20 protein-coding genes are annotated in these 19,797 nt (G+C 57.8%); 10 read left to right on the forward strand and 10 right to left on the reverse strand.

Translation table 11 applies throughout. From position 1 onward, the window contains the following. Nucleotides 1-3 precede the first annotated feature (3 nt). Nucleotides 4-1,638 carry an FGGY-family carbohydrate kinase gene (locus tag AC07Y0_RS24405; RefSeq protein WP_498680363.1) on the forward strand — a complete coding sequence of 545 codons (1,635 nt, stop codon included), beginning with the start codon at nucleotides 4-6 and terminating at the stop codon, nucleotides 1,636-1,638. A gap of 290 nt (nucleotides 1,639-1,928) precedes the next feature. On the opposite strand, the gene AC07Y0_RS24410 is transcribed toward AC07Y0_RS24405, so the two are convergent. Both AC07Y0_RS24410 and AC07Y0_RS24415 read right to left on the reverse strand, forming a co-directional pair. Next, the gene (locus AC07Y0_RS24410) at nucleotides 1,929-2,543 is read right to left on the reverse strand and encodes a TetR/AcrR family transcriptional regulator (RefSeq protein WP_498680364.1); all 615 of its coding nucleotides are present in this window, start codon (nucleotides 2,541-2,543) and stop codon (nucleotides 1,929-1,931) included. After that, nucleotides 2,527-4,005 (reverse strand): amidase, encoded by a 1,479-nt coding sequence (locus tag AC07Y0_RS24415; protein WP_498680365.1) that lies wholly within the window; start codon nucleotides 4,003-4,005, stop codon nucleotides 2,527-2,529. The genes AC07Y0_RS24410 and AC07Y0_RS24415 overlap by 17 nt, the downstream gene beginning before the upstream one ends. 576 nt (nucleotides 4,006-4,581) lie before the next feature. On the opposite strand from AC07Y0_RS24415, the gene AC07Y0_RS24420 reads away from it, so the two are divergent. Together AC07Y0_RS24420 and AC07Y0_RS24425 are read left to right on the forward strand one after the other, a co-directional pair. Beyond that, nucleotides 4,582-5,616: an IS110 family RNA-guided transposase gene (locus AC07Y0_RS24420; protein WP_498680366.1), complete on the forward strand. Its 1,035-nt coding sequence runs from the start codon at nucleotides 4,582-4,584 to the stop codon at nucleotides 5,614-5,616. Between the two features lie 372 nt (nucleotides 5,617-5,988). Next, complete coding sequence (locus AC07Y0_RS24425) at nucleotides 5,989-6,243, forward strand: hypothetical protein (RefSeq protein ID WP_498680367.1); 255 nt, start codon at nucleotides 5,989-5,991, stop codon at nucleotides 6,241-6,243. A gap of 509 nt (nucleotides 6,244-6,752) precedes the next feature. On the opposite strand, the gene AC07Y0_RS24430 is transcribed toward AC07Y0_RS24425, so the two are convergent. Continuing rightward, nucleotides 6,753-6,956: a cold-shock protein gene (locus tag AC07Y0_RS24430; protein ID WP_434730487.1), complete on the reverse strand. Its 204-nt coding sequence runs from the start codon at nucleotides 6,954-6,956 to the stop codon at nucleotides 6,753-6,755. A 289-nt stretch (nucleotides 6,957-7,245) separates the two neighbouring features. Between AC07Y0_RS24430 and AC07Y0_RS24435 the strand changes: the two genes are divergently transcribed. Further along, nucleotides 7,246-9,147 carry a diguanylate cyclase gene (locus AC07Y0_RS24435; RefSeq protein WP_498680368.1) on the forward strand — a complete coding sequence of 634 codons (1,902 nt, stop codon included), beginning with the start codon at nucleotides 7,246-7,248 and terminating at the stop codon, nucleotides 9,145-9,147. A 55-nt stretch (nucleotides 9,148-9,202) separates the two neighbouring features. Here AC07Y0_RS24435 and AC07Y0_RS24440 read toward each other — a convergent pair whose 3' ends face one another. After that, complete coding sequence (locus AC07Y0_RS24440; RefSeq protein WP_498680369.1) at nucleotides 9,203-9,646, reverse strand: sensor histidine kinase; 444 nt, start codon at nucleotides 9,644-9,646, stop codon at nucleotides 9,203-9,205. 105 nt (nucleotides 9,647-9,751) lie between these two features. Here AC07Y0_RS24440 and tnpA point away from each other — a divergent pair, with 105 nt between their 5' ends. From tnpA to tnpC, 3 genes are all read left to right on the forward strand, one after another. Continuing rightward, a complete protein-coding gene (tnpA, locus tag AC07Y0_RS24445; RefSeq protein ID WP_498680370.1) occupies nucleotides 9,752-10,141 on the forward strand; it encodes an IS66-like element accessory protein TnpA in 390 nt (129 codons plus the stop codon). Further along, on the forward strand, nucleotides 10,138-10,491 hold the full coding sequence (gene tnpB / locus AC07Y0_RS24450) for an IS66 family insertion sequence element accessory protein TnpB (protein ID WP_498680371.1): 354 nt from the start codon (nucleotides 10,138-10,140) through the stop codon (nucleotides 10,489-10,491). Before tnpA ends, tnpB begins: the two co-directional genes overlap by 4 nt. Nucleotides 10,492-10,558: 67 nt before the next feature. After that, on the forward strand, nucleotides 10,559-12,145 hold the full coding sequence (gene tnpC, locus AC07Y0_RS24455) for an IS66 family transposase (RefSeq protein WP_498680372.1): 1,587 nt from the start codon (nucleotides 10,559-10,561) through the stop codon (nucleotides 12,143-12,145). A gap of 245 nt (nucleotides 12,146-12,390) precedes the next feature. Here tnpC and AC07Y0_RS24460 read toward each other — a convergent pair whose 3' ends face one another. The 4 genes from AC07Y0_RS24460 to AC07Y0_RS24475 all read right to left on the reverse strand — a co-directional run bounded on the left by AC07Y0_RS24460 (nucleotide 12,391) and on the right by AC07Y0_RS24475 (nucleotide 15,074). After that, a complete protein-coding gene (locus AC07Y0_RS24460; RefSeq protein ID WP_498680373.1) occupies nucleotides 12,391-13,122 on the reverse strand; it encodes a hypothetical protein in 732 nt (243 codons plus the stop codon). Further along, nucleotides 13,112-13,831 carry a hypothetical protein gene (locus AC07Y0_RS24465; protein WP_498680374.1) on the reverse strand — a complete coding sequence of 240 codons (720 nt, stop codon included), beginning with the start codon at nucleotides 13,829-13,831 and terminating at the stop codon, nucleotides 13,112-13,114. The genes AC07Y0_RS24460 and AC07Y0_RS24465 overlap by 11 nt, the downstream gene beginning before the upstream one ends. Further along, on the reverse strand, nucleotides 13,828-14,397 hold the full coding sequence (locus AC07Y0_RS24470; protein ID WP_498680375.1) for a hypothetical protein: 570 nt from the start codon (nucleotides 14,395-14,397) through the stop codon (nucleotides 13,828-13,830). Before AC07Y0_RS24470 ends, AC07Y0_RS24465 begins: the two co-directional genes overlap by 4 nt. Nucleotides 14,398-14,861: 464 nt before the next feature. After that, nucleotides 14,862-15,074: a helix-turn-helix domain-containing protein gene (locus AC07Y0_RS24475; RefSeq protein WP_498680539.1), complete on the reverse strand. Its 213-nt coding sequence runs from the start codon at nucleotides 15,072-15,074 to the stop codon at nucleotides 14,862-14,864. A 122-nt stretch (nucleotides 15,075-15,196) separates the two neighbouring features. Here AC07Y0_RS24475 and AC07Y0_RS24480 point away from each other — a divergent pair, with 122 nt between their 5' ends. Further along, entirely contained in the window at nucleotides 15,197-16,087 is an 891-nt protein-coding gene (locus AC07Y0_RS24480; protein ID WP_498680376.1) for a LysR family transcriptional regulator, read from the forward strand. Nucleotides 16,088-16,265: 178 nt separating this feature from the next. Here the strand turns inward: AC07Y0_RS24480 and AC07Y0_RS24485 are convergent, their stop codons facing one another. Together AC07Y0_RS24485 and AC07Y0_RS24490 are read right to left on the reverse strand one after the other, a co-directional pair. Next, nucleotides 16,266-16,619, reverse strand: coding sequence for a phosphoribosyl-ATP pyrophosphohydrolase (locus AC07Y0_RS24485; protein ID WP_498680377.1), 354 nt, complete (start codon nucleotides 16,617-16,619; stop codon nucleotides 16,266-16,268). A gap of 370 nt (nucleotides 16,620-16,989) precedes the next feature. Continuing rightward, complete coding sequence (locus tag AC07Y0_RS24490; protein ID WP_498680378.1) at nucleotides 16,990-18,036, reverse strand: IS110 family RNA-guided transposase; 1,047 nt, start codon at nucleotides 18,034-18,036, stop codon at nucleotides 16,990-16,992. A 382-nt stretch (nucleotides 18,037-18,418) separates the two neighbouring features. Between AC07Y0_RS24490 and AC07Y0_RS24495 the strand changes: the two genes are divergently transcribed. Together AC07Y0_RS24495 and AC07Y0_RS24500 are read left to right on the forward strand one after the other, a co-directional pair. Then, entirely contained in the window at nucleotides 18,419-19,399 is a 981-nt protein-coding gene (locus AC07Y0_RS24495) for a 3'-5' exonuclease (protein WP_498680379.1), read from the forward strand. A 169-nt stretch (nucleotides 19,400-19,568) separates the two neighbouring features. Next, nucleotides 19,569-19,715, forward strand: a complete 147-nt coding sequence (locus AC07Y0_RS24500; RefSeq protein WP_498680380.1) for a DUF1127 domain-containing protein — start codon at nucleotides 19,569-19,571, stop codon at nucleotides 19,713-19,715. The last annotated feature ends 82 nt before the right edge of the window (nucleotides 19,716-19,797 follow it).

The following is a 19,797-nucleotide window of genomic DNA, read 5'->3' on the forward strand; positions in this document are numbered from 1 at the left end:
ACCATGACCCAGACACTAAGCCTGCCCAAGGGTGCCCCGCGTTACGTGATCGGCGTCGATGTCGGGACCGGCAGTGCGCGCGCGGGCCTTTTCGATCTGGACGGTCACATGCTGGCTGTCGCCAAACGCGACATCACGCTTTTCCGCGAGGCGGGCTCTATCGTCGAGCAGTCGAGCACCGAAATCTGGAACTCGGTTTGCGCGATCATTCGCGAGGTTGTCGCGTCCGCCGGTGTCGAACCGGCCCATGTCGTTGGGCTTGGTTTCGACGCGACCTGCTCACTTGTCGTGCTGGGGGAGGGCGGTCAACCGCTCGCCGTCGGGCCGTCCGAGGAAAACGAGCGCGACATCATCGTCTGGATGGATCATCGCGCTGTTGACCAGGCCGAGCGGATCAATGCCAAGGGCCATGAAGTCCTGCGTTATGTGGGCGGGCGCATCTCGCCCGAAATGGAAACGCCGAAAATTCTGTGGCTCAAGGAAAACCGCCCTGCCACCTTTGCCGCCGCGTGGCAGTTCTTCGATCTCGCCGATTTCCTCACCTGGAAATCGACCGGGGATCTGTCGCGCTCGACCTGCACGGTGACCTGCAAATGGACCTATCTCGCCCATGAGGCGCGATGGGATGAAAGCTATTTCGAAGAGATTGGCCTTGGCCACTTGGCGGCGGAGGGATTTGCCCGCATCGGGACAGTGATTGTTGAGCCCGGAACGCGTCTGGGCACCGGCCTGACCGAAGAGGCAGCCCATGCCATGGGCCTGAAGCCCGGCACGGCGGTGGCAGCCGGCATGATCGACGCCCATGCCGGCGGGATCGGCACGGTTGGAATTGGCGGCACACCCACCGAGAACCTGGCTTACGTCTTCGGTACGTCGTCCTGCACCATGACCTCGACCGTCGAGCCGGTCTTCGTGCCCGGCGTCTGGGGTCCATACTACTCCGCCATGGTTCCCGGCATGTGGCTGAACGAGGGTGGGCAGAGCGCGGCTGGTGCGGCGATCGATCAGTTGCTTTCCTTTCATCCGGCAGCAAGCGAGACGACGTCTAGGGCGCGTGAGACAGGCAAGTCACTTCCGGCATACATGGCAGAGGCTGCTTCGGAAAAGGTGTCGACGGCTTCCGAGGCAGTCGTGCTCGCAGCCGGCCTGCATGTCGTTCCGGAATTCCTCGGCAACCGCGCGCCCTTCGCCGATCCTCACGCCCGCGCCGTGATCGCAGGCCTCGGCATGGAGCGCCACTTCGACAATCTCGTCGCGCTTTACATCGCGGGCCTCTGCGGTATCGGTTACGGCCTGCGCCAGATCATCGAAACCCAGGCCAAGTCCGGGGCATCAATTGAACGGGTAGTCATCAGCGGTGGGGCGGGTGCAAGTCCTCTGGTCCGACAGATCCTGGCGGATGCCTGCGGCAAGCCGGTGGTGGCGCCTGCTTCCGAAGAGCCTGTCCTGCTCGGTTCTGCCATCCTTGGAAGCGTGGCGGCGGGCGTCTACCCGGATGTTCGTCAGGCCATGGAAGCCCTCTCCAAGACTGCCGCGGATTACACACCGGCTGGCCAGGACGTGGCAGCAATCCATGAACGACGTTACCAGGCCTTTCTCAACCTTCAGCAAGTGTCGAGAGCGATCCGGAGCTTCTGATTTCCTTCACGCAAACGTCGAGCAGGTTCGGAAAGCTATGCTCAAAGAGAACCCATCGCCGTTGAGCAGCTCGGGCATTTGCCTAGCGATCAACGCACAAGGTCGCCGGTTCGATTCCTTTCAAGGCGAAGGCGCGTATCGCTACGGCCGCTTGGCGCCTCCAATCCGGACGTTGAAGCGGTTCGGGCCGACGCCGGTGAGCAGACTGTTCGCTTCTCACTTCCCCAAAGCGCCATATGCGGACATCCTGCTACTGCGGAGATCAGCAAGTCCTAGTTTCCGGTTGAGGCCTATCTGGGCCCGAGCAGTTCCTGGAGGCCGGCCAGCTGGTAGGTCCAAAACGCTGCAAACGCTTTTCTGATTTGCTCGGGGTCTTCAAATCTATCCAGTATTGCGACGATTACGTCAGCTGTGTTCGCAAACAACGCCGTGAGAACAAAACGGGACTCTGTCGTCACTGCGCTGGGTCCTCTGGTGCTCAGCACCAGCTCGATTGCCAGCCGCTCCATCTCATATATAAATCGCGGGCGGACATTGCAAAATCGGGTTCCATCGAGAGGTCTGAAAAGGATCAGAACCTGCAATCTATAATCAATCCAAAATGACAATAAATCTGCGGCAGAGCTCGATTGCCGGTCTTGCGCTGAAGACCACGCTTCAAAAGTCGTTAGTTCCCGAACCCTTTTGCGCATCAGACGAAGGAGGCGCGCTGCTATTGAAGGTGCTACGATGGCGTCCAGCAGCGCTTTCTTGTTTGGAAAATACTTGTAGATATTGCTCGTCGCTATACCGCACGCATTGGCGACCTCTGCGAGGGTAGCGACCTCATATCCTTTCTTAGCGAAGATGACCGCGCCTGAGGCCAATATCCGTGCTCGGACCTCTTCTTTAAGGCGCTGCGGCATCAAGGTGATCCATAAGTTGCTTCAAACGTGGCTGCCACGGAAGTGCGTCCTCCAGCTCGAAGGCAAGTGAGAAAAGGACGTCATCTTGACCGTGGCCAGCCGCAAAATGGCACCCGATGGGTAGACCGCCTTTGCTCCAGAATAGCGGAAGAGACATGGCGGGCCAACCCGCGACAGAAGCGAGAAATGTATACCGAGCAACGCTTACGACGAAGGCGTTGAGTTCCTCGAAGTCCTTGTCACCAGTGAACTTCCCGAGTTCGAATGCCGGGAACGGGACAGTGGGGCACAAAAGAACATCATGTTCAGCTATCGCCGCGTCGAGCTCGTGCGCCACGCGCCGAAGGGTCTGAGCAAACCCAGCCAGCGACGTTTCATCCGCCCGTCGGCCGTGATTCGCCAGCGCCTTCGTGTACCGCTCCAATCTATCTTCGGCAAAAGCGTCGCCAAATGTAGACCGAAAATAGTCCAACGCGTTTGAAACCATTGCCCCTCCCAGAGCAAAGAAGGCTTCACCCGCAGCATCCATGTCCACACTCGGAGGAGCAATTTCAACGACAGTGTGGCCAAGAGCCTCACATGCCTTAGCTGCCGTCATAACTGCCTCCTCCGCGTCTCGCTCAGGAGAGAGACCAGAACTGCTGGCAGTGTAAAAGCCAATCCGAAGCTTTCGCCCATTTTTCCTGACGGCGTCTAGGGTAGGCATCTTAAGCTGCCAACTTCTACGTTCCGTCATTTGCAACCAGCTGAAGCTATCGCGCACCGAACGCGTGACACAATGCTCGCTCAAAAGCATGGCCATCGGCGTATCGTCGGACAAGCCGTTCGATTCGGTTCTTCCCCGGCTGGGCTTGAATCCAAAGAGTCCACAGAAAGACGACGGTCCTCGGATCGAACCACCCCCGTCCGATGCATGGGCTATTGGAACCATGCCTGAAGCAACCGCGGCAACCGCTCCCCCCGAGGATCCGCCAGCCGATAGGCTAAGGTTCCAAGGATTGCGGACAGGAGGACGGCAGATTGACTCCGTGGTGCCTAACAGACCGAACTCTGATGTCGCACTCTTGCCGACCACCACAAGACCTGAGGCGTTCAGCGCATCAGTGTAAGGTGAACCGACGGGCATCTTGAACGGCGGAATGAAGTCACCGCCCATGCTCAACGGAAATCCCGGATAGGGGAGAACGTCCTTGATGAGAGTGGGGACCCCAGGAAACGGTCCGTCTTGTGCGACAGCGTTTGCTCTCGTGCGTGCGAGCTGATCATCGAGGGACACAACGGCATTCAGCAAAGGGTTCAACCGGGCTATCCGTGATAGAGCCCCCTCTAGAAGATCGATTGGCGCTACCTGCTTCTGGCGGACAAGGTCTGCGAGCGCGGAGGCGTCCATTGTCGTCATAAGCGTATCTATGTCTTGCATCTGTGCCGCCTCGAAAAGAGAATATGCAATTCTCTTTTGCATTTCCTGCCCCGAAAGGCAAGCGCTGCTCTGGGACTCTCAGGAACGGCTCCGATGCAGCTGCTCAACGCAGAATGCGAAAACGGCAATGATAGCTGTGGCGGATGAACGCCTCTGCAGGCCAACAGCCGAACACGATCCCTATGGCGTCGGCTGCGGACTGCTAGTAATCGACTTCAGTACGCTGGACGTTTTCCTTGTGGCCAATGGTGGCCGAAGCAGAACTCAAATGGGTATTGCACAATACGATCCCCGCCGCGCTGGGGCGTGCTGTCTGGAAGCTGGCCGAACGGTTGGGGTTAGAAACCTCCCAAGCAAAAACAGATCTGGCAGATCCGCTACTTCCTAGGCCAGGGAGGACGGCCTCGAGATCGCGCGCTGTTCGATCTTGCAATCGACAGCAAGCTGCGAGGTTGTGTTCTCGTCAAGATCAAGCTTGGAACTCTCGTCACAGGCAAAGATATCCGCACCCGCGCCATGTTTATTCAGCAGAAGACTGGCCTGTTGATTATGGGATGGCCCGCCCTTCCGAGGACATCGAGTATGATGTCCTTCTCTTGAAGGGAAAGGAGCCGAGCCATGCATATTTCCATTTTGGGTATCGACATCGGGAAGAACAGCTGCAGCGTTGTTGGGGTGGATGACCGCGGCGCTGTGGTTGTCCGTCGAACGATGCGGCGACAGACATTGATCGAATTCGTCGAGAAGCTGCCAACCTGCGTTATCGCGATGGAGGCTTGCTGTGGGGCTCACCATCTTGGCCGGTTCTTTACCGCGAGAGGTCATGAGATCCGGCTGATGTCGCCGGAATATGTCCACCCATATGTAAAAGCACAGAAGAATGATGACAGAGATGCCGAGGGCATTGCAGAGGCTGCATCTCGCCCGACGATGCGGTTTGTCGAACTGAAGAGCCAAGAACAGTTGGATATCCAGACATTGCATCGGGTTCGCTCACGGCTGGTTGCGGAACGGACGACCTTGATCAACCAGCTCCGTGCGGTTCTCCTGGAGAGAGGTGTCATCTTCGCCGTAGGCCGCGTGAAGTTCGAGAGCGCCCTGGACGGCCTCCTTGCCGAAGCTGATGAGATCCTGTCTCCGCGCATCCGCAGCTTGGTGATCGAATTGCGGGACGAATGGCGAATGCTTGACAAGAAGATCGAGGCGTTGAACGCAGAGTTCGTAGCACTCGCCAGGCAGAACAGCGCGATGCGCCGCCTGACATCGATTCCCGGCATCGGCGTGCTCAACGCCACGGCACTTGTTGCCGCAATTGGTGACGCCGGTAGTTTTAAGCATGCCCGAGATCTCGGAGCATGGTTGGGGCTTGTGCCACGACAGTTCACCACCGGAGGCAAGGCACGTCTGCTTGGGATAACAAAGCGCGGTAACACCTATCTGCGAACCTTGCTGGTCCACGGCGCGCGAGCGGCAATGCACACGCTCAGTCAAAGTGACACGCCAATCGGGCAATGGCTCCGGACAATGTTGTCCCGAGGCGTCCAGCGCAATGTCGTGATTGTGGCCCTGGCAAACAAGCTCGCGCGTATCGCCTGGGCGGTGTTGCGCAAGGGGCAGCCCTATGAGCGGGCCTATGGCGTAGCGGCAATCTGAGTCACTGGCTGCCAGGAGCGCAGCCTACGATGTTTGCGAGTGGAATGGAGATGGCCTGACAGTTGATCGGCGTTCGGATAGCCCAGCAGTGGAAATGGTTCATGGAAACCGAGTTGATTATTGTGGCTCTGAGCGTGCGGATATCCATCTTGGCTACGGCCTGACCGTAAGACCGAATACGTTGAAGCAGACTGCACAGGAAATCAAAAAACAACTTGCAAACAGGGCGGGCCATACGTTTCCACTGAGAGCTGACCCGGCGTTTCCACCGAGAATTCTCAATGGAAATATCAGGCTGCGCCGGGTCAGCTCTCAGTGGAAATCAACAAGAATGTGTTGCGAAGCTTATGAACGTAGTGTCATCATCATCAGATGAAGCGGGTTGATGGGACGCTGATGGGTGGAACTTATTTCGATGATGAGCAGGAGATCGGCCCCCAGGGACTGACACTGCTGCGCAAGGTGCTTGCAGATCTGTTTCGAGATCACGCTGATGTTTCGGGTGCGGATGAAGAGCTTGGTCTGGCAAAGGAGCTGGTGGCTCTCTTCAAGTCTGGTTTTCGGAGCGAGGAGGAGCTGAAAGCCATGGCCAAGCGATGCAGCTTTCTGAATCATCAGAATGTCTAGGGAAGTTCCCGTTTTGCCCTGCGGCGACAGAGTGTAATGTGATGCAAGCCCTGCCAGCATTCACCAAAAACAAACGACTTGATCAGCGCGCGCGAGCGCCTAATTCTTGCTCATGATCCACGACGTTGCCAAGAAACTGAATACAGTTCTGACACCTGAAGATCTGGCACTGCTTCAGAATGCCTTTGCGCGTGTATGTGAACTGCGCGGCGTTTCGCAAACCTCGCTTCCGGCGCAAGAGAGTGCCAAGGTTCTGATAAATCTCTATCAGAGTGGCATCCGGAACAGGTACCAGCTTGTGGCAATGCTGACGGGGCAAAGATTTCCCTGAGAACGTGACCGACCCGTCGGTTGGCTACTTTAGCTTCCGTGCAAAGTTAGAAATCGCTGGTGGACGGGGTTTCGTGGATAGTATTCTGAATGTTTGTCTTGCTGACAAACTCAATCGACATGCACGGCGGTAGCCTTTGGGACTATCCGCCGCGCACGAGTATCTACATACGAGCGCCTCAGATCACCGAGACGTTTTCAGCCTTGGACTTGCCCGTCTTGCGGTCCTGGCCCACTTCGTAGCGGACCTTTTGGCCATCCTTCAGCGCGTCGCCGAAGCCGACCGCGGAGATGTGCACAAAGACGTCCTGACCGCCGTCATCTGGGGTGATGAAGCCGAAGCCCTTGTCCTGAGCAAAGAATTTCACTGTTCCAGTCGCCATATTTGCCTCGTTGATGGTGGGAGATTGACCCTAGCCGCTCGGCGGTTGAGCAGCAAGCTGCTTCCTGTGATGTGGTCTTGGACATCCCGGCGAACGCGATGTCTCAATGAGATGAGACTTTAGTCAAAAATCGCTGGATATAAACCGCTGCTTTAGCTTTCGGGCACATAGTGAGAGCGAACTGTAATGACGGTTCTGGCATGTCACCGCGCGTCCATCTGGGCGGTCGAAAGCGCAGCGTCGTCTCTTCCGGTTGAGTGTTTGGGGCGTAGCGTGGCGGTGCTTGAGAATGGATCATGTCTGGAAAGTACTGGCTGGCAATCTTGCCGCGGTCGCACTGATCGTTTCGATCTGGACACACCTCTCCTATCGCTTTTACCAGTTGCCGCCGAAGCTGCGCTGTACCGGCCTTGGGGTCTCCATGGGACTGGCGGCGATCGCCTCGATGCTGCTCTCAGTCCGCTTCGGTGTGGGCGTCATTTTTGATCTCCGCCTTGCGATCATCGTGTCTGCTGCTGTATTCGGCGGACCGGGTGCCGCATTGATCACCGCTGTCATGGCGGCCTGCTTCCGCTTTTATCTCGGCGGGGCAGGGGTGGCGCCCGGTTTGACCGCAATCGCCCTTGTCTTCGCCCTTGGAAGCACGCTGTGGTTCTTCGCCGGCAGAAAGCCGTTGAGCCATCCGCCCTCGATCCTGAGCGCCGCGGCGCTTGCGGGCTGTCTTTCGATCGCGGTCCTTGCGCTCCTTCCCCAAGCTGACTTCCAGCGCGCCGTCGATCAGGTGGGCGTGCCGATCGCCGTTCTGAACTTTGCAACGACGGCCGCCATTGGCTTCTTTCTTGCCTATTTCCGTCGGTTCACGCTGGAGCGCGATATCCTGTATGCGGCTCTGACACAGGCTCCAGACTACCACTACGTCAAGGACCTTCAACATCGTTTCGTCGTCGCGAACTTGAACGTTGCACGTCACAATGGACGCGCGAGGTCGTCGGAGATGGTAGGTCTGACGGACTACGATCTCGCGCCGAGGGAGCGAGCCGAGCAGCTGGTGAGAGCCGAGGTCGACGTTATGCGAACCGGGCAGGCGCTAGACCGCTTCGAGGAGTTCCTCGTAGAAGAGGGAAAGCCGCCGCGGTGGTATTCGACATCGAAAGTGCCCTTGAGAAACCGCCAAGGCGATATGGTTGGTCTGGCCGGGGTGACGGTCGATATTACCGAGAAGAAGCTCCTTGAGCAGGAACTGCGTTCCAGCAGAAACATCATGGCGCAGGCGATGACCGAAATGTCTGATGGGCTCGCTATGTTCGGGCAGGATGGAAAAATCGTGTTCTGCAACGAGCAGTACCAGTCGCTTTTCCCGAAGTCCGCCTATACTCGGAAAGAAGGGGCACACATCAGCGACATCCTCAGGGCGATTGTGCGGAATGGGGAGCGTCAGGATCTTCCGATAGATCTGGATGAAGACAGCATTCAGGCGGCCGCCAAAGCTCTCTTCGTCGACAAGAATGAAGTCATCCCAATGGCCGACGGACGCTGGCTGGCTTTGAGGACCCGGGTGACCGAGGATCAACACGTTCTGGCGCTGGTGTCCGACATCACTGCGATGAAGGAGTCGGAGCTCTCACTCAAGAGTTTTGCAGAGCGGATGAAAGGCCTGGCTGAAACGGATGCACTGACCGGACTGGCCAATCGCCGGTCTTTTGATGAAGGTCTGCAGCGGGAGTTCGAGGCAGCCAAGCAGACCGGTCGGCCTTTGTCGGTGTTGCTCATAGATGTCGACAGGTTCAAAGCTTTCAACGACCGCTATGGCCATCTCGCCGGTGACGGCTGCCTGAAATCAGTTGCGGGGGCTATCGCGAGCGCGACCCGCCGGTCTGGCGACATCACAGCGCGTTTCGGCGGCGAGGAGTTTGCAGTTATCCTGCCCGAGACCGACGGCGACATGGCGATCGCCATCGCCGAGAACATCAGAACTTCGATTAGGGACCTCGAGATGCTGCACGAAGGCAGCGAGTATGGGATTGTCACAGCCAGCCTGGGAGCCACCGTCTTCACACCGGATTCAAGAGTGGGTAACCCAGCCGAGCTCGTGGCACGGGCCGATCTGGCGCTCTACCAGGCAAAGGATGCGGGGAGAGACCGCGTCGGGTTTCAGAGACTGGCTGACGAGCGCGTCAAGAAGCCGGCTTGACCGCTGGTTACAAAAAAGGACGAGCCGACAAATAGCCGCTTTCAGCAGCGGTTTCTCAAGCCAGTATCACGGTCGCTGAGAATTGCGTTCCTGCTTGAGATTGGAATTCGTAGGTGCCATCCAATTGGCGAACCGACCCATCGACAAGCCGCATGCCGGTTCCCGGCGTAACCGCACTGACGTCGAAGCCTACACCCTCATCGCTGATGGTCAGGAGATTTTTGCCCAGCTCGTCTTTCGCCGTCAGCGAGACCAACAAGCTACCCTCAACACCGTTAGGGTAAGCATACTTGATGGCATTCGTCACAACTTCGTTCACCAGCAAGGCAAGCGCTGTCGCCTTGTCAGCGGAGACTGGCGTTGATTGCAGATCGAATTCGACACGAAGTTTTGCATCATGGACCGAAACCGCGCTGCAGACGACAGCTCGGGTCAGGTCTGCCGCATCGATCTGCGCATATGCGTCATGTTTATAGATCTGCTCGTGAACCGCGATCATCGATTTGATCCGACTGTTAAGGGTAACCGGTGTTCTGCCACCACATTGGCAGCCGCCGTCTGATCTGTGATCGCCTTTCCATGGATGAAGAACGGGAGTTTCTCCATGGAGACTACATTAGAGTTTCTCACAACCAGGAAGCCTGGACGTGAGGTTCACCGACATTGGCCGGACGAGGTCAAGGCGAAGATTGTTTCGGAAAGCTTGAGGCCTGGCACGACAGTCAATGAAGTTGCGCAGCGCTATGGATTGCGAGCCAACAGCCTTTCCACATGGCGGACGATGGCGCGGCAGGGCAAGCTGGTGTTGCCAGAGCCAGAAGACGCGGTCGAGTTCGCGGCCATGGTTGTCGAGCCGCCGTCGCCTGAGCTGCTGACGGTCAAGGCCGCCACGCGCACCGAGATTATCGTCGGTCCGGTGACAATCCGTCTGGAGGAAGGGGCGTCTGCTGCCCGGATCGCTTCCATCGCCCGCGCCATGGCTGCGGCGACATGATCTTTCCGTCGAACCGCGTGAGGATCATGGTCGCGACCAAACCCGTGGATTTCCGCAAGGGTCATGACGGGTTGGCGGCTTTGGTGAAGAACGAACTGCACAAGGACCCGTTCACCGGAACGGTCTTCGTGTTCCGGTCACGCAAGGCGGACCGATTGAAGCTGATCTATTGGGATGGCTCCGGGATCGTCATGGCCTACAAAAGGCTGGAAGAGCACACATTCACGTGGCCCGGCATAGAGGATGGCCTGATGACGCTCACCCACGCCCAGTTCGAAGCGCTGTTCGCAGGCCTCGATTGGCGGCGGGTTCATGCCGTCCAAACGAGAACGCCAGAGGCCGTCGAATAGCTGCGGCACGATGACTCAGCAGCAAACTCCAAAGGCAAATCGGTTCCGGATTTGGTAGCTTCCAGCCATGCTTGATGCCGCCGATCTTCCCGATGATGTTGCTGCCCTGAAGGCGATGCTGATCGCGGCGCAGGCCCGCGAGGCGGCCAAGGACGTCGCGATAGCCAGTAAGGACGAGCATATCGCCCGCAAGGATGAGCGGATCGAACGGCTTGAGAAGCTGGTCGCAGCGTTCAAGCAGGCAGCCTTCGGACGCAAATCCGAGAAGACCGATCCCGACCAATTTGATTTGGCACTGGAAGACCTGGAGACGGCCATAGCCGTGATCCACGCCGAGGATGAGGCGGACGTTCCTGCCGGGAACAGGATCACCAAGCCCCGCGCGATCAATCGCGGCTCCCTCCCAAAGCATCTTCCTCGTGTCGAAGAGGTCATCGAGCCGGAAAGCCTGGTCTGCGCCTGCGGAGGTTGCCTGCATTGCATTGGCGAGGATGTCTCCGAGCGGCTGGATGTGGTCCCGGCACAGTTCCGCGTCATTGTCACACGTCGCCCCAAGTATGCGTGCCGTGCCTGCACAGACGGTGTCGTTCAGGCCCCGGCTCCCTCTCGCCTGATCCACGCAGGACTGCCGACCGAAGCGACAGTCGCGCATGTGTTGGTTTCCAAATATGCCGATCATCTTCCCCTTTATCGGCAGGCCCAGATCATGAGCCGCCAGGGCATTGATCTCGACCGCTCCACGCTCGCCGACTGGGTCGGCCGGGCAGCGTTCGAGTTGCGTCTTGTATTCGATGCGCTAATCGCCGACCTGAAGCGCTCAACCAAGCTCTTCATGGACGAGACCCATGCCCCAGTTCTCGATCCCGGATCGCGCAAGACCAAGACCGGATACTTCTGGGCACTTGCGAGAGATGACCGCCCTTGGGGCGGCGGCGCTCCGCCCAGTGTCGCCTTCACCTACGCGCCTGGTCGCGGGGGCATTCATGCAGAGCGGATATTGCAGGGCTTCTCCGGCATTCTGCAGGTGGATGGCTATGCCGGATACAACAGGCTGATCGCGCCAGAGCGAATTGGCCCAGACATTAGGCTTGCCTATTGTTGGGCCCACGCGCGGCGCAAGCTGGTGGAGGTCAGCCGCAACGGCTCCGCACCCATCGCCGAGGATGGCGTCAAGCGGATCGGCGAACTGTACCTCATCGAAGCCGAACTTCGGGGCCTTGGTCCGGAGGCTCGTCTCGCCGGACGGCAGGAACGATCAGCACCGCGTGTGGCAGAGCTGCAGACTTGGCTGGTCCATCACCGCGCCCGCGTCGCAATGAAGTCGCCGCTCGGCGAGGCATTGGCCTACATCGCCAAATACTGGGATGGTCTGAAGCTCTTCCTGACCGACGGTCGTATCGAGATCGACAACAACAGCGTCGAGCGAACCATCCGGCCGATTGCCCTGAACCGGAAGAACGCACTCTTTGCGGGGCACGATGCCGGAGCAGAGAACTGGGCGACAATCGCCTCGCTGATCGAGACCTGCAAGCTCAATGCCGTCGATCCGCTGGCCTATTTGACCGCGACGCTCACCGCCATCGTCAACGGTCACCGGCAGAGTTGCATCAATGAGCTTTTGCCGTTGAATTATTCGGGACGAACAAACGGCTGAAGTCTGCTGTCGGCCCAGATCGGTCATTCGAGCTTGGCCAAGTAATTGGCTCGCTTAAGGGACTTTTCCGTACTCGAGTTCTTTCGGTAACGGCGCTGTTGGTCGGATCCCCTCAAGGCAACGATGCTCAGCGTGGCAGCGCACTTTCAAGTGCTGGTGAAAACTCGCAACGTTGTAAAGGTTCGACAATAGCCCTCTGCCCCTTTGGCATCGGAGGTTGCGAGATGATGAAAATCTCGCGGCCGCTATATGTGGGCACTGTAAAAATTGGGGGAAGCCCCGCCCATGTGAGTTATAATCTGCGGGTCGGTATTATCCGTGATTGTGAGCTCTAGAACGCTGCAGTCGTCATGCTCTCCATTCACCTCGACTTTCCGGCCATCGATCACGGCAAGTTGCTCGTGTGCTGAAAGTTCGGCCCAAAAGCCATCCGTGGAGACTAAATAGACGCCAGGTAAGCTGTCAGTTTCCAGGATTTCGGGTGTCATATATTCCCGGGAACGGAAGCTCTTGGTGAGGAGATGTCTGGCCGGCATCTTCGATAATTCGTCAAGGGCAACGTCAGTAAGGGCATTGGCAAGCGTGTGGGGTTGAGTCCGCCAATGAATTCTGTCGCCTCGTTCAATCTGGCCGAAAAGACAGTCGCCGGCATGGATAACTGTCATTAGTGTTCTTGGGTCGGCATGCACAATAGCGAAACTGGCAGAGCTTTTGGGATAACGCGCGCGCAAATCAAGATGGATTCCGCGCAGCTGTTTCGAAAAAGCATCGACATCAAGTGTTCCTCGCAGACCGTTAAACCAGTCGATCACTTCCCGCACGATCGCTTCGGCATATTCTCCACTGTTCTCGCCCGCGGTAGAGCCATCGACTACGATGCCCATCACGCCGCAGGTATTGATGCCAAGGCCCGCATGGTCCCGATTGTCTGCGGTTCTGGTGCCTTGCCGGCTATACCAGTTTGCTTCAATGCGCATGGGTGCCACCGTCTGCGCAGTGGCTGATGGCAACATAGCGCTCGCGCACGATGGCTGCGCGGCCGGGCTGCCCACGCAAATTTCCCTCGAGGAAATCGTCAAAGTCGCGATGCTTGAGTAGCGCCTGGAATTGTTCAGCGATGTATGTCTTGACGTCGGGATCGGCATTCGCCAATTCGTGATCAAGTTCCTCTCTCCCATCAACGACGAGAAGTATGTCCTCAGCATCTCTGCTGGAATAAAGGTCATCACTGCCCCTGCCGGCGAATGCTTCTAGCTTCGTGGCTATAAAGAGGGCGGGCGTAAGGAGCCGGATGGTGAGACTTTCAGTCAGTTGGTGAACCTCAGCGGTTTCGATACCTCTTGCGTACCAGCGATTGCTAAAGCCAAGGATCGCTTCATCATCCGGCATGAAATCGACTTTGAGCGGGCCGAGTCGCATTCGGCAGATGACATCGTCATCTGAGGACTCTTTGAATCCCCTTTCTCGCAGCTGTTCTAATAACTGGCCCCATTCGGCAAGCCCTGCAAGATCGACAATAAGGTCGATATCGTCGGTAGCCCTGACATCTTCGAGAGTAACCGGGTCTGTGATGAAGAGCGCCGTTGTGCAGCCCCCGACGAATACAAGGCGACCACGTAAATCCTGTTCGAGCGCCGTTGCGACGACTTTCAACATTTCGAGCAGTTGGCCGCGGACAGTGGTCATTTGCCGAGTATCCGTGTTGAGAGGCGCTCACTTGCCAAACCCACTTCCCTTTGGTTTCCGAGACGGATCGCGTCGCAGAGTGCCAGATATTCGTAGAGGCGGACGTCTTTTTGGGCAGCTTCCGGTACGCTTTTGAACAACGGATCGACGGACTGGCCCATTTCATGGCTGCTGGCATGCGGCCACACGTAAATGTAGTTGCCGGCACTCATTAGAAGGCCTTCAAGCATGGGAGCAGCAAACGCAGTCGGCATGCCTCGCTGCATTGCTCCGGGCTTTGCCGGAAAGGTGAATTTCAAGCCATGGACGATAAAATTGAAGAGATTCCGTCGGCTCGGCTTGGGTCGGCCAAGTTCGCGATCTTTGCTGGCAATGCCGGACGCTAGGCTCCTCTTGATCGACTCATTGACCTCGGTCTTGCTTATGCCGAGAGATGCCTCCAGATTCCGGACGGAGTATGGGTCATCGCCCTGCGCCGCTGGCCGCAAGTGTTCGCCCCCTTGCTCTTTTTCCTGCTCTTGGAGGCTGATGAGCTTGAGCAGTATGACGATGTCCTGGCTTTTCATCGCACGTTCCAATTGACGTCCTTTGTCCTAGGACCAAGGACAGAAAAACACGCTCTGTACTTCTTGTCAAAGCCCGCTGCCAACACGCGGTTTCTCCAATTCTGCAGTGATCCGGGCGCTCCCCCGAAAAAGCATCAAAATCAGCGCCTTACGGAACACTGACGCTGGTACCCTCATCAAGGCGACTATTTCCGGCGTACCCTGGATGGCATAGCTAGCCTGTTCGTGGAAACCCATCTGCTTCAAAAGCGCGTGGCCAGCACGCCTCATCCAATATGCTGTCCGTGGGCTAGGGCCAGATTGCGTTGCAGCTAGTTTTCGGGATTTTACATTCTGCAACGCTGGATCGCGAGGCCGAGACATTCGCGTTCAGGCCAGGGAGCGGTCATCGAGGAAATGGCGTTCGCGGCGCTGCTTATCGATACCGGTGAAAATCTACCGTTTCTGGTTTCGGCATCAGCCTCTTATGGCCGACTCTTCAAGAGCTCAGCCGCATTTGTGTCGAGAGCCTTCGCCAGGCGCTCCACTACGTCAAGCGTCGGACTGTACACGCCGCGTTCTAGAGAGCTCACATATGTCCGATCGATATCCGCAAGATGAGCAAGCTCTTCCTGCGACAGTCCTTTCGACTGTCTTGTGAGGCGCAGATTCTTTGCAAAGACCTCGCGAATTTCCATGAGCGCGAGGAAATCTGATTGTAGAGTATTCATCCACGGAGTATTCTCTACAAACGCACATACAGAAACCGCAGCGCGGTTGCATGCGATGTGGGCGACGTGAACAATCACCAGGATCTGCCATGGAAATCCGCCAGCTTTCCTACTTCGTGGCCGTCGCAGAGGAGCTGCACTTCGGTCGTGCCGCCATGCGGGTGAACATCGCCCAGCCGGCGCTCAGCACGCAGGTGCAGGCGCTGGAGAAGTCTCTGGGGGTGCAGCTGCTGTTGCGCTCGACCCGGCGGGTGGAACTGACCAGGGCAGGGGAGGTGTTCTACGATCGCTGCGTCAGGATGCTGAGCGATCTGGAACTCTCGGCCGAGATGGCACGATCTGTTGCCGGCAAGACGGTGCGCGAGATCAGGATTGGTACGATCTATCCGGCAACCACCGGTGTGCTGCCGGCCTTTCTCTCACGCATCGGCCGGAAATATCCCGACATCCGCCTGCATGTCTCCAATGGCTCGACCAGCGACATCATGCGCCAGCTGGAATGCGGCCGCATCAACCTCGGCTTCATCCGCCCCGTCGAGAATATCGGATCGCTGCGCTTTTTCTCCATTGCCCATGAGCGCTATCTGCTGGCGGTGGCCCGTGACAATCCGCTGGCCGGTCTCGATGAGGTGTCGGTCTCTGATCTGCGGAACCAGAAGATCATCGGTTTTCGTCGGCAGAACCTCTCCTATACCGAGCGGTATTTTGCCGAGAAGTTCGAGGAGCATGATCTGGCCGGCAATGTCGCCTACACCTGCGACGACACCTTCGCGCTGATCTCGCTGGTGTCGGCAGGTCTCGGTGTCGGGTTTGCCCCGGAATGGACGGCCGAGCTTCCGGACCGCGACATCGTGCTAAAGAAGGTGCGGGGGATCGATTTCAGGATCGGGCTCGGGGTCGCCTGGAACAAGGAGGACCCGACGGCGGCGCGTGACGACATAATCGATATTGCCAGATCCTTGGCGCGACCGAGCAGGTGAGGGGAGGGTGGCCCTCCTGTGGACCCGCGCGCCGGGGACTGTCGGTCCCGCCTCCCGGCCTTCGGCCGGCGCTTCTCTAATCGGCGGGCTGAGGTCAAGCTCTATCCCGTCTATCCGTTAGCCAAGAAAGCAAGGGTTCGTCCGCAGTCGGCCCATTGCCGACATTGCGGGATAGATGTCAGTTGCCGCTAGCCACCTTGTCGGCATCGAGACTGACATACTTGTCGAGGTGCCTGAGCCATTTGCGCTCAATGGCAGCTTCGATATCGATTTCGTTCGCCCGCAGATACAGAACGAACTGGCCGAACAGGTCAGCCGCTTCGTTTTCTAGTGCTTCACGCGTGCCACCTGAACCATCGCTATTTGGCTTCGCCCTACCAGCCATCAGGAGATGTTCGGCCGTCAGTTCGCCCAACTCCTCTGTCAACTTCAAAAGATACCAGTCCGCGCTGCGCTCGATGTCATGCACTCTAGCATAGAGCTCTCCGACTTGACCAATTTGGTCGCTTAGCTCCTTGAATGTCGCACTCATTCAGTCCTCGTTGGCTACGGAATGTCTCCGTCGGGGACGCTATCAGCGATTTACGACATGCCAGTGGCAATGTCCGGTGTCGGCGCTTTCCAGCCGAAAGCGTTGCTCTACAGGAGCAGGTGTTATCTGCGTCCGGCTGATGCAGCGTTCAACGTCTTTCCGCGGCCCGCGCTTCTCTCCGGGATCGGCACTCAGCCCTCCCATGATGGGTTCCAGTAGATGAAGTGGTCCAATCTATGCTGCATCCTGATGACGGATCATCGGTATAAGCGACGCCGCGAACTCACATCACCATCGTCCGCGAAGGACGTTTTCCGTTGCTACACGGAACCTTGGATTCGAATGTCCCTTTCGCCTCTATAGCCGATCATCATGCCGCGACCGTTGAGACGGTGTCCTCCCTTGTCCAGCGGAACTCGGTGCCATCCACCCACATGCGATGCATGACAACGGCGAGGCGGCGGGCCAGTGCGACCTTGGCTTTCTTGCTGCCATGGCGCTTGGCAATGTTCATGGCCCATGCCTTCAACCAGCACCATTTCACCACGCGTGTCATCATCGACTGGGCGGCCTCATAGAGTAGTCGCCGCATCATGGCGTCCCCGCGTAGAGAGACATGGCCAACCCGGCTCATTTCGCCGGACTGTTTGAGCACTGGAGTGAGACCCAATATCGCTCCGACCGAGCGGGAATGACGAAACCTGCTGGGAATATCGATCGTCGAGACATAAGCGAGCGAGACGATGGGGCCAACGCCAGGTACTGTCATCAGCCGCCTGCAAACCTCATCCTGCTTGGCCTCCGATAGAACCCGCTTCTCCAGCTTGGCCAAGCCTTCTCGCAACTTGCGTCGGCCGGCTAGCAGTGGCTCCATGATTTCCGCTAGCTCAACGTCGTGTTCGACGAGCTCGAGTATTCTTCTCTCGAATGTGCCGCCCGAGGCATGGCCAACCTTCAGTCCGAAGTTGCGCAGCAGCCCACGCATCTCGTTCTCCAGGTCGATCGCCTTTTCCTGCAGCAGCGATCGGGCCGTCAGCAATGCGCGGCGCTTCTGGCTGGTAAGCGTCTTCACATGCACGTCCTTGAACAGGCCGACCCGCATCATGTGGGCGATGCCGCGTGCATCGTTCCTGTCGCTCTTGTTCTGTTGAAGGGCATCCAGGAAAGCTTTGGTGTGCCGCGTCTCGATGCAGAAGATGGGCAAGCCGACTCTTGCCAGTCCTTCAAACAGCCATTGGGACAAGGGCCCCGCCTCAACGCCTACCCTTTCCAAGCTGAAAGAGGGATCGCTGAGGATCGCGACAAGGTCCTCCGGGTGAGATGCCACCTTCCGTTCGCGGCATAGTTTCCCGCTTTCATCGACGATACAGACGCTCGTTTCTTTGACCGAGACATCAAGGCCGGCATAGTGTTTCATGGCTGCGCTCCTCTGCATGATGGTTGTGCCTGTTCCGACAGGCAACTGTATCATCGGCAGTGCGGTGCAGCCCCTGGCTCCCTACGGATGGAATGGGGCACGAAGCCGATTAGCCCATCTATGCTGAGGCTCCTGCGGCTGCCCTTTTAACCGGTCTTGCGGGAGGCGAACGGCTTTCGCAGTGCCTGCTACAGCTGGTATGCCCATTTCTGTTCTGGACGCTTCTGCCTTGGGCCCGAGTCGCTGTCACTGGGTGAAACAGCGTGATTGTTGCCATTGCTCCCCAGGTTGGCTGAAATCGCACCCCCACCAGCAAGGTTGATCTGCCGATCGCGTCGTGTTTTGAAGTAGGAAGATTGGTGGCGGGGCTTTGACAACAGGAATGGCAGAACAGTTTGACATGTTTTCGGAAGAGGTTGCCCGTGACCGGGTGGTCCCGCATGACATTTTCAAATTGACCAAACCCGAACAGCATGCCGTCGCCATGAGTGAAGAGGATATGGTGCGACATCTGTCAGAGACGGGCCGCTACCGCATCCTCACGAAACTCGTGCCGCGCGCGATCGCACCATTCCGGCGTCCGGAATACCCCCTCAACGGCATCATTCTCGACACAGAGACCACGGGCCTCGATGCTCGCAAGGATGAGATTATCGAGATTGGCATGATCGCTTTTACCTTCGATGCGACAGGACACATTGGTGACGTGACCGGGATTTATGGTGGGCTTCAGCAGCCAAGCGTTTCCATTCCCCCCGAAATCACCAGGCTCACCGGGATTACCGACGATATGGTCGCCAGGCAGTCGATCGACATGGCGGCGTTACAGGCGTTGATTGAGCCTGCCGATCTGCTGATTGCCCACAATGCTGGTTTCGACCGACCATTCTGCGAGGCATTTTCTCACCTGTTTTCCGGCAAGGCCTGGGCTTGCTCAAACTCCGAGATCGACTGGTCGTCGCGGGGATATGAAGGCACCAAGCTCGGATACCTGATCGGGCAGGCAGGCTATTTTCATGAGGGTCATCGTGCGGTCGACGATTGCTTCGCACTTCTGGAGGTCCTGGATTGCGAGGTGGACGGAACGGCTTTCACCGCTTTCGCCGAGCTCTATGAAGCAAGCCAGAGGTCGCGTGTCCGGATCTTTGCGGAGAACAGCCCCTTCGACATGAAGGATCACCTGAAGGCGCGAGGCTATCGCTGGTCTGACGGTAGCGACGGCCGCCCGAAATCCTGGTGGATCGAGGTTGGGGAAGAGTCCCTCGACGATGAGCTTCACTATCTCAGGACCGAAATCTACCATTATCCAGACGCCGATCCTCCAATCAAACGCCTCACTGCCTTCGACCGGTTTCGGGCCTGATAGCCCGTTCAGCTCATCTCTAATTGGACCCATGCTTTGAGCGCATGGCCGACCTGAGGCCTTGTGCCTTATCGACGGGCGTCCAAGGGCCTATATTCCAATCAGAGAAGCGACGTTGGAACCAAAGCAAGGTTGCTGGCGTCAAGAGACCTCACGAAAGGGGATCATCATGAACGTAGCACGCTCTTTCAACACTTGGCGCAAGTATCGTCAGACCGTTACCGAACTTGGCCGCATGAGCTCGCGCGAACTGCAGGACCTCGGTATCAATCGGGCCAACATCCACAGCGTTGCTCGCCAGTCGGTCGCTCGCTAAGCGGCTTTTTTCCTGCCCATCCTGAATGACACCACGCCCGCTGATGACGCGGGCGTTTCTGTGTCTGGCCGCCGCGAGGCAC

The sequence above is a fragment of the Allorhizobium sp. GW101-3B10 genome (assembly GCF_059424725.1).